The sequence below is a fragment of the Ectothiorhodospira lacustris genome, assembly GCF_022227785.1.
GTDB lineage: Bacteria > Pseudomonadota > Gammaproteobacteria > Ectothiorhodospirales > Ectothiorhodospiraceae > Ectothiorhodospira > Ectothiorhodospira lacustris.
Genome location: NZ_JAJNQM010000092.1, coordinates 1 through 11,366 on the forward strand (window position 1 = coordinate 1; position 11,366 = coordinate 11,366).

General features: G+C 57.9%; 14 protein-coding genes. 5 read left to right on the forward strand and 9 right to left on the reverse strand.

What is annotated here, in order from left to right; all coding sequences use genetic code 11:
• Window positions 1-473, reverse strand: a 473-nt coding sequence (locus LQ952_RS13890; RefSeq protein ID WP_238623225.1) for a tetratricopeptide repeat protein, incomplete at its 3' end; no start/stop codon positions are given.
• A gap of 252 nt (window positions 474-725) precedes the next feature.
• On the opposite strand from LQ952_RS13890, the gene LQ952_RS13895 reads away from it, so the two are divergent.
• Entirely contained in the window at window positions 726-1,157 is a 432-nt protein-coding gene (locus tag LQ952_RS13895) for a pilin (RefSeq protein ID WP_238623226.1), read from the forward strand.
• Window positions 1,158-2,313: 1,156 nt separating this feature from the next.
• Window positions 2,314-3,186: an integrase domain-containing protein gene (locus tag LQ952_RS13900; protein ID WP_238623227.1), complete on the forward strand. Its 873-nt coding sequence runs from the start codon at window positions 2,314-2,316 to the stop codon at window positions 3,184-3,186.
• A gap of 135 nt (window positions 3,187-3,321) precedes the next feature.
• On the opposite strand, the gene LQ952_RS13905 is transcribed toward LQ952_RS13900, so the two are convergent.
• The 7 genes from LQ952_RS13905 to LQ952_RS13935 form a co-directional block, all read right to left on the reverse strand.
• A complete protein-coding gene (locus tag LQ952_RS13905; protein ID WP_238623228.1) occupies window positions 3,322-4,398 on the reverse strand; it encodes a DNA-binding protein in 1,077 nt (358 codons plus the stop codon).
• A gap of 375 nt (window positions 4,399-4,773) precedes the next feature.
• Window positions 4,774-6,105: a replication protein gene (locus tag LQ952_RS13910; protein ID WP_238623229.1), complete on the reverse strand. Its 1,332-nt coding sequence runs from the start codon at window positions 6,103-6,105 to the stop codon at window positions 4,774-4,776.
• A 673-nt stretch (window positions 6,106-6,778) separates the two neighbouring features.
• On the reverse strand, window positions 6,779-7,666 hold the full coding sequence (locus LQ952_RS13915; protein WP_238623230.1) for a replication initiation protein: 888 nt from the start codon (window positions 7,664-7,666) through the stop codon (window positions 6,779-6,781).
• Between the two features lie 296 nt (window positions 7,667-7,962).
• Window positions 7,963-8,124 carry a plasmid partition protein ParG gene (locus LQ952_RS13920; RefSeq protein ID WP_238623231.1) on the reverse strand — a complete coding sequence of 54 codons (162 nt, stop codon included), beginning with the start codon at window positions 8,122-8,124 and terminating at the stop codon, window positions 7,963-7,965.
• 62 nt (window positions 8,125-8,186) lie between these two features.
• Window positions 8,187-8,816, reverse strand: coding sequence for a ParA family partition ATPase (parA, locus tag LQ952_RS13925; protein ID WP_238623232.1), 630 nt, complete (start codon window positions 8,814-8,816; stop codon window positions 8,187-8,189).
• Window positions 8,817-8,903: 87 nt separating this feature from the next.
• The gene (locus LQ952_RS13930; RefSeq protein ID WP_090255708.1) at window positions 8,904-9,290 is read right to left on the reverse strand and encodes a type II toxin-antitoxin system VapC family toxin; all 387 of its coding nucleotides are present in this window, start codon (window positions 9,288-9,290) and stop codon (window positions 8,904-8,906) included.
• Complete coding sequence (locus tag LQ952_RS13935) at window positions 9,287-9,538, reverse strand: type II toxin-antitoxin system Phd/YefM family antitoxin (protein WP_090255710.1); 252 nt, start codon at window positions 9,536-9,538, stop codon at window positions 9,287-9,289. The genes LQ952_RS13930 and LQ952_RS13935 overlap by 4 nt, the downstream gene beginning before the upstream one ends.
• 264 nt (window positions 9,539-9,802) lie before the next feature.
• Here LQ952_RS13935 and LQ952_RS13940 point away from each other — a divergent pair, with 264 nt between their 5' ends.
• Window positions 9,803-10,021, forward strand: a complete 219-nt coding sequence (locus LQ952_RS13940; RefSeq protein WP_238623233.1) for an antitoxin MazE family protein — start codon at window positions 9,803-9,805, stop codon at window positions 10,019-10,021.
• Entirely contained in the window at window positions 10,018-10,344 is a 327-nt protein-coding gene (locus LQ952_RS13945; RefSeq protein ID WP_238623234.1) for a type II toxin-antitoxin system PemK/MazF family toxin, read from the forward strand. Before LQ952_RS13940 ends, LQ952_RS13945 begins: the two co-directional genes overlap by 4 nt.
• A 20-nt stretch (window positions 10,345-10,364) precedes the next feature.
• Here the strand turns inward: LQ952_RS13945 and LQ952_RS13950 are convergent, their stop codons facing one another.
• Window positions 10,365-10,925, reverse strand: a complete 561-nt coding sequence (locus LQ952_RS13950) for a tyrosine-type recombinase/integrase (RefSeq protein WP_238623235.1) — start codon at window positions 10,923-10,925, stop codon at window positions 10,365-10,367.
• 211 nt (window positions 10,926-11,136) lie between these two features.
• Here LQ952_RS13950 and LQ952_RS13955 point away from each other — a divergent pair, with 211 nt between their 5' ends.
• A complete protein-coding gene (locus LQ952_RS13955) occupies window positions 11,137-11,328 on the forward strand; it encodes a CppA family protein (RefSeq protein ID WP_238623236.1) in 192 nt (63 codons plus the stop codon).
• The last annotated feature ends 38 nt before the right edge of the window (window positions 11,329-11,366 follow it).

Below are 11,366 nucleotides of genomic sequence, written 5' to 3' on the forward strand. Positions count from 1 at the left end.
CCGCCGGGTTTAGCGCCAAACTGCCGCCCCGACTCACCCGCTGCCGCTGGGTAAAAACATGTCCCCCCCCCCCCCGCACGACGCAGCCACTCCAGCCCCTGGGCCTCGTCCTTCTCCACCCCATGTCCGGAAACATAGCACCGCCCCAACCAGTGCATAGCATCTGGATACTCCTGTGCCGCAGCCTTCCGCAGCCAGGGTAATGCCAAGTCGTAGCGCTCCACCTCCATAAAGAGCAACGCCACATCGTTCTGAGCTTCCGCATCCCCCCTGTCGGCCCGGACAATCACCTCCTCGTCGTCAGGGGTCAGCGTCGTCGGAATATCCTCCCGGATGCAGGCCAGAGGCACGTACCCCCTTCCCAGGTTCGCCAGCCGCGCCTGGCGCATCATCCCGATCCCAAGCCGGCGCCGCAGAGAGCGCCGGCTCAGACCCGTCAGTTGTTCCGCCGTATCCAGCGTGACCTCATGCATTCAACCAACCTCAGATCCAGACAGAGAGTGAGCCCCATTAATGGCCGACTAAAAAAGTAAGCCATTATTTCACGGCCAACTAAATTGATCGGCCATTACGAATCGCCCATTTAATGACCATTTATCCCACTCAGGATACCACTGATCCGGATATAACCCGAAACATGAGACTGGCACGATCAATGCAAAAGTTAGCGCGAACTATCCGCGCCCGATAAGGGCGACCATCCTAAAACAGATGAGGCTTTGGATATGAAGAGACAATCAGGTTTTACCTTGATCGAACTGATGATCGTGGTGGCGATCATTGGTATTTTGGCGGCGATTGCTTTGCCCGCATATCAGGATTATACGATTCGGGCAAAGGTTTCTGAGGCGCTTGTTTTGGCTTCCGAAGCTCGCACTGCCGTGGCGGAAACTGCTTCTGCGAGGGGCGGTTTAGGAAATGTCACAGCCGCTAACACCGGTTATACTTTTGCTGCGGACTCTTCTCCTTATGTTGCATCAATAGCTGTTACTGATGCAACAGGCGTTATAACGGTAACAACAAGAAATACCGGGGCAACTACACAGCCAGTTATTACTTTAACACCAACTCAGGCGACTAATGAGTCACCAATTACTTGGGCATGTGCAACTACTGCAGGACTGGCCAAACATGTACCCGCTAACTGCCGTCCCTAAAATTGGGGAATAGGCAATCTCCAGTTCTTTGGTAGGATAACCACCAATGGGTGAATAAATAAGGGACAGACACTCTTGAGTACTCCGGCAGAATAACCACCAAGACCCCGGCCTCGTGTCGGGGTTTTTAATTCTCCTTGACTTGAAAAATATCTCAGTCACAGCTACAGTCAATCCATACATGGCCAGCTGGAGCCCATCCAGCACCCCAAAAGCACCTGCGGACCGGGAAGAGGTGCATGGCCGATAAGGCCTTGGTCCATGCCACTATGGTGGCATTTCAAAGACCTGGATGCTTCAGACAACCATGAAGCTGCCCAGGACATAGGGCGAGGCAACTCAGTCCTGGAAGAAAGTCGGCTCAGGCCGCTTCAACTGCGCCTCCTCCCGGAGGTGGACGTACCTATACGGTACCGGGGTCCCTACCCCGTTAAGCAGTGATACAGCCCTTGCGGCTGGTCACTATCGTCGGCGGGAATGCTCCGCCGCGATGTTTCAATGCCGGCTGGCATCACGTCCACGCCCAAATAGCGTCTATCCCACAGGGTCAGTGCGCCCTCGAATAGCCTTGGCATGCCCCATGGCCATATCAACGGTGGCTGACTCATGCCTGGTTCCACTCTCGTGGGCCAGCAAATGCGTGCGTCACTTGCTCGCGCAAGCGAAAAGTGACGCACGTTAAAACCGCTCGCAACGTCATGATTTTTAATAAAGAATCGGGCGAAGCGAAAAATGACGCTGCTTTCCAGCACAGTGAAAAGCCTGGTTGAACCCGCGCGCAGGACGCGCGTGGGTGCCGCCAGCGCATCACCACGCCCTTTCCCAGGGTGTTCAAACCTCTGCGACAGGTCCGGCCCGGGCCTGCCGCACGACATGGATCCACCACTACGGATCGCTCATTACGGGTGCCCCTGATCCAGGGGCAGGGGAGCTACCGGCATCTGCCGGCGCCATGACCACGGTCACCGGCGTATCCCCCCACATCTCAACGCTGGTATAGCGCTGGGGGCTGGGCGATTCGGGCTGGCGTCTTTCTGAAAATAGGAAGACGGGTGGATTCATAAAATGAGCCGGGTATCGCATGACCGGTCCAGATCCTATTTACCAGCCCACTGCCCTGCCCCCAGCGCGCTATTAGCTTCGAGGGAATAGCGTGATGTCATTGCAAGAGTCGATGATCCGGGCCGCCCGCCAAGGAGGCGGGTCCACCAAAACCAGGGAGCACCGAGAACGTGTTGCACGAGATTATTCGAGTTTTTGCCGAGAAAGAAACATACAAACCAAGGACATTTCCAAAATCAAAGTAAAACATATTCAACAATACGCCGAATATATTAAGGAAAGGCTGAGTGTCAGAAGCGCGCAAAATCAAATGAGCGCATTGAGAAACATACTGCGATCAGCAGGTAGAGGAAAGTTTGCGGATCACAGAGATATTTCAAACGAGGCATTGGGAATCAAGGGAGGTAGCAGAATGGGAACCAAAACCGCACTTTCTCCAGAAAATTACCAGGCGGGCATTGAGAAACTAGAAGCACGTGGCAGCCATGGAGAAGCGGCCATACTCCGACTGCAACGGGAATTGGGTCTGCGCGCCACGGAAGCGATCATGTCAGTCCAGTCCATAAAACACTGGGAAAAGGAACTGAAAGCCGGTGCCGAAAAGATCACAGTCATACATGGAACGAAAGGTGGCCGTTTGCGAGAGGCCCATGTCGTTAACCGACATCGTGCGCTGCATGCCATTCAGCGCGCACGCCAAATCAGTCAGGCCCAGGGCGGCAAACTCGTGGTCACAAAAACTCCCAACCTTTCAGCAGCTCGAAGTCGTTATGAACGCGAGATGCGTGCAGTCGGCCTCCGCGGCAAACAATCCTCCCACAGCGCCAGATACGCCTATGCCCAGGATCGAATACGGGCATACCAAGCCGCCGGCATGAGCCGAAAGGAGGCGGCAGCCGCGGCTTCCTGTGATCTGGGCCATGGCCCTGGACGCGGCCGGTACATTGAAGCGGTTTACTCACGTTGATCGAAGGCGGGGACCCGGCGATATAGCATTGAAATGGAACGCCAAGGTTCCCAGCCACACCCCGGGTGGCACACTGCTGGCCAGTAGTTTCTTGGCCGACTGGATCTTGCTGTCCACCAAAAACCACCGTTATGTTCAACGAGCCTTCCCCTGCAGCCACTCCACCACCGACTTGAGTTCTGCCCGGGACTCCTCGGCCGCGGCAACACGGCCCCGCATCTCGGCCAACCCCTCACGGGCTTCCCGACTTTCCCATTGCGCCTGTTCCCTACCCGCCGTCGCTTCTTCCAGTAACTTGCGTAACTGATCCCGCTCGGCTCGGGCCTCGGCACCGGCTTCATGGGCCTGCCGGCTCTCCCTCTGCGCCTGCTCCCTGGCTGCTGTGGCCTCATCAAGCGCCTTGCGTAACTGATCCCGCTCGGCTCGGGCCTCGACACCGGCTTCACGGGCCTCCCGACTCTCTCGTTGAGCCTGCTCCCTGGCTACTGTGGCCTCATCAAGGGCTTTGCGCAGTTGATCATGCTCAGCCTGCACCCGGGCCCCGGCCTCTCGGGCTTCCTGCAGCGACCGACGAGCCTGATCCCGTTCCTCCCGCACCTCCTCCAGGTCCTGCATGGTCGCCGTCATCATGCCTTTCAATTCGGCCAGTTGCTCCCGCGTCTGCTCCAGGTCCCCACGCACCCGGTCACGGTCAGCCGTCACTAGGTCAAGATCCCGGGCCTGCTCATCCACACGTTGCCTCAACTGGCCCAACTCCACCTGGGCCTGGTCCCGCTCCATCCCGACCTGTTCCGACGCCTGTTGTAGGGCATCGCGTTCACTCTGCAGGAGCTCCAGCTCCCTGGCTTGCTCCTCGAAGGCCTCCGCCAGCTCCTGGCGCATCTGCTCCATCTGCTCCCGCTCTTGAGCATGCGCCTGCCGGGCCGCCTCCAGTGCTTCGGAAGCCAGTTCCTGGGCTACCTTCCAGGTCTCGGCCAGGGCACGATCATGAGCGGCTTGCACCGACTCAGGGATACTCGCCGGCGGCTCCTTCACCTGACGCAACAACTGCCGGCGCCACTCCCGCATCACAGCACTGGCATCATTCATGGAGCACCGGGCCTCTTGGCGCACGGCGTTGACGGTCGGGAGCAACTCCCGACCGGATGCCTCGTACAGGGCTTCGGCGGCGGTCAGGATTCGGTCTCGAATTTCACGGCTGATAGAAGACATTCCTTACCCTCAGTAATAATAGTAATAAAAATAATATTACTATTATTACTATTGAACTTCAACAAGGTTCGCACGCTAATCATACGGCGAGGCCGGCGCCCAGCAGCAGATGTGGAAGCAGATCGAACGCCTCAAAGCGTGGCAGCCGAAAGACGATCCTCACAATATAGAACCTGATGATCCCAGTTCTGGGCTGGGCCTTCGGCCCAGGGGACCGGCTGCTGCCAGTCCCGCTCGCCTGCTGGCTCGCCAAAGACCAATTTCACCAAAGAAGGGCCGCCCCGGCTCCGCCATTAGTAATACGGACGGACCTGTCTCAAGGGTAACCAAGCACGAGCTATCTGCCCCCCTCCCCGAATCCCTGATCTACGGCAGTCAAACCCGCCCTGGCTCCGCCATTAGTAATACGGACGGACTTGTCTCAACCGCAGGCATTGGCTTGCCTGCGCGATACCAGCTCGCCCGGCTCATGCCGAGGGCTTCCCAGGGCTTCTGCCTGCTCAAGGATCGACTTTCGTAGGTTTTCCGGTCCATTGCCCCGGCAGCCCGCCGGCGGGCTGTATGGCGTTCCCTATCGCGCTCCTTGGCTATACCCCTTGAAACCAACGTGCGCAGCTTCCGCTGCTCGTCATCGGTGATCTGGAAAAGGTTGATGAGGGTGTCGTTCCGGGGCGTGTAGAGCGGCGGATACTTGCGCCCCTGGAACTCCACGGTTTCACCGGACTCATTGGCCCTGGCCTTCGCGTAGAGCGTCATCAGTTCCTGGCACCGGTAATTCCAGGCAGCGTCTAACTCACGGGCCAGTGCGGCTGCTTCGTGGTACATCAGGGTACTGTTTGTTGCCCCTGACAACAGGAGGAAGTTCAGGCGCCAGAAGAGATGCAGCATCCGCTCCCCTTCCACCACGCCCCCGCGCAGTTCAACCAGGTACCGCAAGTCCTCCAGGCGATCCCATGCCAGCTGGCGACCGGAAAACCCACGCAGGTTGCTGGATCTCCCCCCATCCAGAAGCTTGAGCTGCCGGCGTTCAATGCGCCTCTGCCTCTGCTCCTCAATCTCCTGGCGAGACAATGGCAGCAGGATTTCCGCCAGGTACTCAAACGAATACCGCACGGGATGCCCGTCTGGACCGGACTCTACGTGAATGACACGGCAAATTTCCCCGCTTTTGCTGTTCACCGTATCCACCAGGCGCAGCACGCGGCTGGCGTCCTTGGCGGCCGGATCCGCCCCGAGGGTTGCCAGGCGATCCACCAGGAAACACTGGCAGGCATTCCACCGGGGCAGCGCCCGCCTGGGTAGAGTGCCTTCCAGCAGCCACTTGGCCTGGACACCACGGCCGCTGAAAACGATCAGGGAAGGTGGGGGGATGCCTTCTTCGTGGCAAAAGAACAGCACCGCATCTGCCAGTTGCTCCGGTGAGCGGCCCTGTGCCCAAGGCTGACGGTAGGTATCCATATCCACAAACAGCAGACACAGACGGGCCAGATTGACTACACGACGGTTGGGCTTGATGAACTCGGCCTGGGATAACCAGGTGTCCCGGGATGTGTCGATCAGAGACAGGACCCGCGGCATATCCACCAGAGGGTGGGAAGACTGATGCTTACGCGCGCTTCCCACCAGGAGAGAGAAGAACCCGTACTTCTGGGTGTGGTAGGTACCGGCTTCTTCCCAGCGATCAAACAGTTCCAGTTGCTGGGCCATCACTGTCCCCCCACCAGATCGGGCCAGTGCATCGTTACCATGTGCCAATCCAAGCTTGGCGGGAGGTGTCGAAAACAGAATTTAGTGGTATCATTTTTTCGCACTTCTTCCTTCTGTGGGTCTTTCATAAGGACTTCCCAGGGGGGGATTGCCAGGCAGTGACCGCAAGGTTGCTGACTGGTGTTTCAAGGGCCCCGATGCATGCTCCGCCAAGAGTTACCTGCATCGGGGCTTTTTTATGTCTGACGCCTGATCCTACCTGATCTCTTTCGCTTTGCCGATTTTCCAGCGAGCACTTCACCATTTTCCCACAGAGAAAAGCGCGAAGTGCTCATCACGCATGCGGAAAAAGGTCGCCGTGACGAAAAATTCGCTCTTATGTGCCGGGATTAGGATCCAGGCCATCAGTAGCATGTGAGTCCCCCCGTATCCGGATGGCCCATAGAGCCATGCTTCAATCAACGATTTGAGAACATCTGGGATGCCACCGAGGCTCCGGCTTTCCACGGATTGATGGTTTTCAGCTCAGCTGAATCAAAAGGACTGACCGCGGCAGGCATCCTGATGAGGCGAAACTGAGATAAGGTCACCGCAGGCCTGGGGCTGCCTGGGACCAGATCCGGGAAGCCTTCGCCGGCGGCTACCTGGCCGAGCTGGCTCGGCTCGTTGAGGTTTAGGTCGCAGCCTCGCCCTCCGCCTGCTTGGCTCTGACACGCTCGCCAAGCAGGCGGCGTGCGCAGTCCTCGTAGGACTCGCCGGGCTTCGCGCGCTGCTCAATCAATGCCTTGGGCACTCCATGGACCGAATCGCCACTCCTGCATGCCTTGCCGGGCAATGCTGGCCTCCCCTTGCCATTGGACGCAGGCGGCTTATCGGGAGCGGTGAAGCTGAACGCCAGGTGTGTGACCTTGCGGCCTGTCTTCCGAGCCTCCCACTTCACGCGGATGGGCGAGTGTTCGTTGATCTGCTTCGCTGCGGGCTCGATAACGTAGCGCCTCAGGTCTTTGTAGGCCGGGTACTTGTCCTCAATCCCCAGGCGCTGCCGCATCCAGTCGATGCCGATCTCCCGCGTCCCGGTGTCGCGCCACTGCATCAGCAACTCGTAGAGTCTGATCGCGTGGGAACTCGACATTCTGGCCACGTCTGACAGGGCATACCTGGTGAAGCGGCGCGTCAGCTCGGTCAGGTATGGAAGTATGTCCTTGCCAAAGCGGATCTCCACGCAGCCCTCGTGCTCTTTGTACTTCACCGACTGAACCCATCGCATTGTCATTTTCTCCGGGCGTCCGCCGTTGGGCTCCTCATATACCGTCAGGCGCCTGTCGAACAGGGTTTCCGTGGCGGATTTGAGTTCCTTGTAGGCGCTGTCGGGCCTGGAGCCGGCCAAGGTGGCGAGGTCTTTTGCCGTCACACGGTACATGCGCTCGTCCGTGATCGGCTGGCTGCGGTTCACCTGAGCAATGCAGGCGAGGATGATGCGTTGCTCCTGCAGGTTGAGCCGGTAGCTGGCCTCGATGAGGGCGTTGGACTTGTAGATGTGCGGCTCTGTGGGTGCGTCCATGAAATCCTCCGTTGCGGCTCCGAGGAAGGATGGCCGCCAATGGTGGAAAGTTCAACACGTTTCCACCTATTCGGGGAATCTCTCCACCCAAGAACGGGGAATCCCTCCCCCTGTAACGGGGAATCTCTCCACCTGTAACGGGGAATCTCTCCCCTTTTCCGCTGAATACTTCTTATTATTCAGTAGGTTGTGGGTCATTAAAAGGAAAAGGAAAAGGACATAAAAGGGCCCGAGCGATCGCTTATAAGCCCCCATCTTGGATGCTTTGTGGATCTGTCGGGGAATCTCTCCCCCCGTCAATTATTTCTGTATTTCTGTGAAATCATTTCTCTCACCACATCGGCCATCTTGGTGCCGTTGGCGGCACAGTCCATTTTGAGGCGTCGGTGCAGGTCTTCGGGGATGTCGATGGTGAGCCGCTTCATGCGGGGCTGATCCGTGCCTGTACGATCCTGCACCCACTCATCCGGGGTGGAGGCCTTCGCGGTTGGCTTGGATGTGAATGTCACTTTCTTGGTGCTCACTGCAGCATCTCCAGGAGTTCATTGGTCATGGCTTCTATTTCAGCTGAGGCCTGGCCGTTGGGTTCGGCCTCCAGAACGGACAGGCCTTGGGCAACCGCTTCGGCGAAGATCACCCGTTGGGTCAGGCTGGCATCGAGGACGGGTACGGGGTAGCCCCCCAAGGCCTCCCGCACGTCGCGCCCGATGGCCGTGTTTGTGATTTTGCGATTCACTGCAAATACGGTTTTCAGATCTTCCTTGAATACAGAGGCCTCATCCACCAGGGCAATGACCTCGTGGGCCGCCCAGATGTCATAGGGGCTGGGCTGCACCGGAATGACGACCAGCTGGGAGGCCATGATGGCCGATCGCGCGAGGTCGCTGACCCGGGGCGGACCGTCGATGACCACGTGATCGTATCCTCGGGACAGCTCCCCGATTTCCTTGTGAATGGTGGGACGGGGAAGCCCCACGACCGTGAACAGGGGATCTGCGGTGCGTGCGGCCGCCCAGTCCAGGGCGCTACCCTGGGGATCCGCATCCAGCAGAAGCACCCGGCCCCCGCGGTGTGCCAGGCTGGCGGCCGTGTTCACCGCCAGGGTAGTCTTGCCGACTCCGCCCTTCTGGTTCAAGAATGCGACGATCATGAAAAGCGCCTTTGATTTTTAGCGTGTTTAATTTTTTACAGAAATGCGCTTTTGCGTCAAGTTCCTTTCTGGTTTTGGACCTTGTGTCTAAACCAGCATGACCGGGCCGGGATAGCGGGCAACGGTCTCGTCGGCCGTCAGCAGCAGCACACCCTCGCTCTCGGCCTGTGCGACAAGCAGACGATCAAATGGGTCACGGTGGATGGGTGGCAGATGGTGGACGGCCAGGGCATGCGTGCTGGTGATCGGGAGTTCCGTGTAGCCGTTGTCGATCAGACCACGTTTCAGCCGGTGTGGATCCACCTGAAAATCCGAACGGCCCAGGCCGGCCTTAATCGTCACTTCCCAGAGACTGGCAGCGCTGAACCAGAGCGCATTGTTCTCGTCCATGAGCTTCTCTTTTGCCGTTGCTGACAGCCTCTCCGGTTGAGAGGCCGCCCAGAGCAGCAGGTGTGTATCCAGCAAAAGGATCATGAGGGATCTTCACCGCCAAACATCTCGGCGATTTCATCGCTGGCCATGGTGTCGAAATCGTCGGGAATCTGAAAGGCGCCCTTTAGAAAGCCAAGGCGACGGACTTTACTGGCCGATGGGGTGTCGATGGGGGTGAGCTTGGCGATGGGCCGTCCCGCCTTGGCAATGATCACGGTTTCTCCCTGCGAGGCACGGGCCAACAGCCGAGAAAGCTGGGTTTTGGCTTCGTGGATATTGACGGTATCCATGGGAGCATCCTGAAATGATTAAACTAGACTAATCAAGTTTAGTCATTTTACTTGGGGTTCACCAGCGTTGGCACTGTTTTCGCTTTAAATGTAATTTTCTTTTTTTAAAGAAATAAGTTTTTGATGAAATATTTATTTCATTAGTAAGAAGGCGAAGGCCGATACTCAGAAGGCGGTATGACAAGGAAGAATCGCACCCACAGTGTTACATGTAACGAGCAAAGACTGTATGATGTTGCATGTAACACCCATGGGAGACCCTGCATGGCGCATGTCAATTCAAGAGTTCAGAAGCACCGCAACACCCTTCGCATGGCCGGGTTGCGCCCAGTACAAATTTGGGTGCCGGATACGCGCCGCCCAAATTTCGCGGAGGAATGCCGTCGTCAGTCGCGCCTTGTCGCGCAAGCGGACAAGTCCGATACCGATATGCAGCACTTCATGGACGAAGCCTTGGCTGACCTGGACGGTTGGACGGAATGAGGCGAGGCGATTTTGTTGCCATCGCTATGCAAGGCGACTTCGGAAAACCAAGACCTGCCTTGGTGATCCAGGCTGACCAGTTCGACGAGCACACTACCGTTACCGTGCTGCCGATGACCAGCACACTTGTGGCGGCTCCCTTGTTGCGTATCACGGTTCAGCCTAATGCTGCAAACAGCCTGCAAAAGCCTTCACAGGTCATGGTGGACAAGGCTATGACCGTGAAGCGCGATAAGGTTGGGCCGGCCTTCGGACGCATCGATGCGGATGTACTGGTCGAAGTTGAGCGCTGCTTGGCCGTTTTCCTTGGCATCGCCAAGTAGGGTGTCCCTGGAAAAGGCCGTCAGAGGCAGAATTCATCCGCCAGTGCATGCACTTCCTCCTGGGTGATCCCCAGGTAGCGCATCGTCACCGCTGGACTGCTGTGGTTGAGGGTCATGCAGATCAGTTCGATGGGCTTGCCCGCGTTGTGCATGGCCCAGCCCCGGGTCTTGCGCATGCTGTGGGTGTTCAGCCGGAGGTCAATACTGCGCCTCTCCCCCACGGCCTTGAAGGCGCGGGACACCACGGACCGGGATAGGGGCTTGCCGAGTGCCCGGCCCCGGTTGCTCTCGCCCTGGAACAAGTAGACATGATCCGGGTGTTCCCGCCGGCGCCGGTCAATGACTTCACGGGCGGCGGCATTGATGCGGATGACCCGGCGCTTCCTGGTCTTCCCCTCGACCAGCTCCAGGGTATCGCCGGCTACCTGGTCGTAGCGCAGGCTGAGCAGGTCACTGATCCGCAGCGCGAGGTTAATGCCGATTTTCCAGATGTCGGCATATACCTGACCGTGGCCATCGGCCAAGGCGTACTCGATGCGCCGGATCTGCTCCGGGGTCTTGGCGGCTTCGACGTGGTTCATGGGGGCGGGACTCTAATTCACAAAAATGTTTAATTGGTATAATGAGTGAATTAAGGTCAGGGCGCAAGGGCGAATGCCAGGCGGAATGCGGGGTTGCTAGTTCACACAATAAAACTTTGTGAATTAGAGGTGCGGCCAGCCAAAAGCGTATTAGCGTTAATACAGAAAGCTGTAATTGCGTAAATACATCGAAGCGCTTGGGAAATGATCGATGCAACCCATCATCCAATCCGACAGGGACCGCCACCAACTGAACTGGCTGATCCAGGAAAAGGGCGTGACCAAGGCGGCCATCGAAAATGCCGCAGACAGGATCGCCGCTCGGGGGCAACGGCCGTACCCCTCCAATATCCTCAAATTCTTCGGCTACCGGATCGAGGAGGCGGGGGATCCGCCGGCTTGAGCGCCTAACTGCCGCCCAGACTCTCCAGCTGCCGCTGG

Bases quoted from the DNA above. Each gene is read 5' to 3' on its own strand.
- LQ952_RS13895 (WP_238623226.1), top strand. From the start codon at position 726: ATGAAGAGACAATCAGGTTTTACCTTGATCGAACTGATGATCGTGGTG.
- LQ952_RS13900 (WP_238623227.1), top strand. From the start codon at position 2,314: ATGTCATTGCAAGAGTCGATGATCCGGGCCGCCCGCCAAGGAGGCGGG.
- LQ952_RS13905 (WP_238623228.1), bottom strand. From the start codon at position 4,398: ATGTCTTCTATCAGCCGTGAAATTCGAGACCGAATCCTGACCGCCGCC.
- LQ952_RS13910 (WP_238623229.1), bottom strand. From the start codon at position 6,105: ATGGCCCAGCAACTGGAACTGTTTGATCGCTGGGAAGAAGCCGGTACC.
- LQ952_RS13915 (WP_238623230.1), bottom strand. From the start codon at position 7,666: ATGGACGCACCCACAGAGCCGCACATCTACAAGTCCAACGCCCTCATC.
- parA (WP_238623232.1), bottom strand. From the start codon at position 8,816: ATGATCGTCGCATTCTTGAACCAGAAGGGCGGAGTCGGCAAGACTACC.
- LQ952_RS13930 (WP_090255708.1), bottom strand. From the start codon at position 9,290: ATGATCCTTTTGCTGGATACACACCTGCTGCTCTGGGCGGCCTCTCAA.
- LQ952_RS13935 (WP_090255710.1), bottom strand. From the start codon at position 9,538: ATGGATACCGTCAATATCCACGAAGCCAAAACCCAGCTTTCTCGGCTG.
- LQ952_RS13940 (WP_238623233.1), top strand. From the start codon at position 9,803: ATGGCGCATGTCAATTCAAGAGTTCAGAAGCACCGCAACACCCTTCGC.
- LQ952_RS13945 (WP_238623234.1), top strand. From the start codon at position 10,018: ATGAGGCGAGGCGATTTTGTTGCCATCGCTATGCAAGGCGACTTCGGA.
- LQ952_RS13950 (WP_238623235.1), bottom strand. From the start codon at position 10,925: ATGAACCACGTCGAAGCCGCCAAGACCCCGGAGCAGATCCGGCGCATC.
- LQ952_RS13955 (WP_238623236.1), top strand. From the start codon at position 11,137: ATGCAACCCATCATCCAATCCGACAGGGACCGCCACCAACTGAACTGG.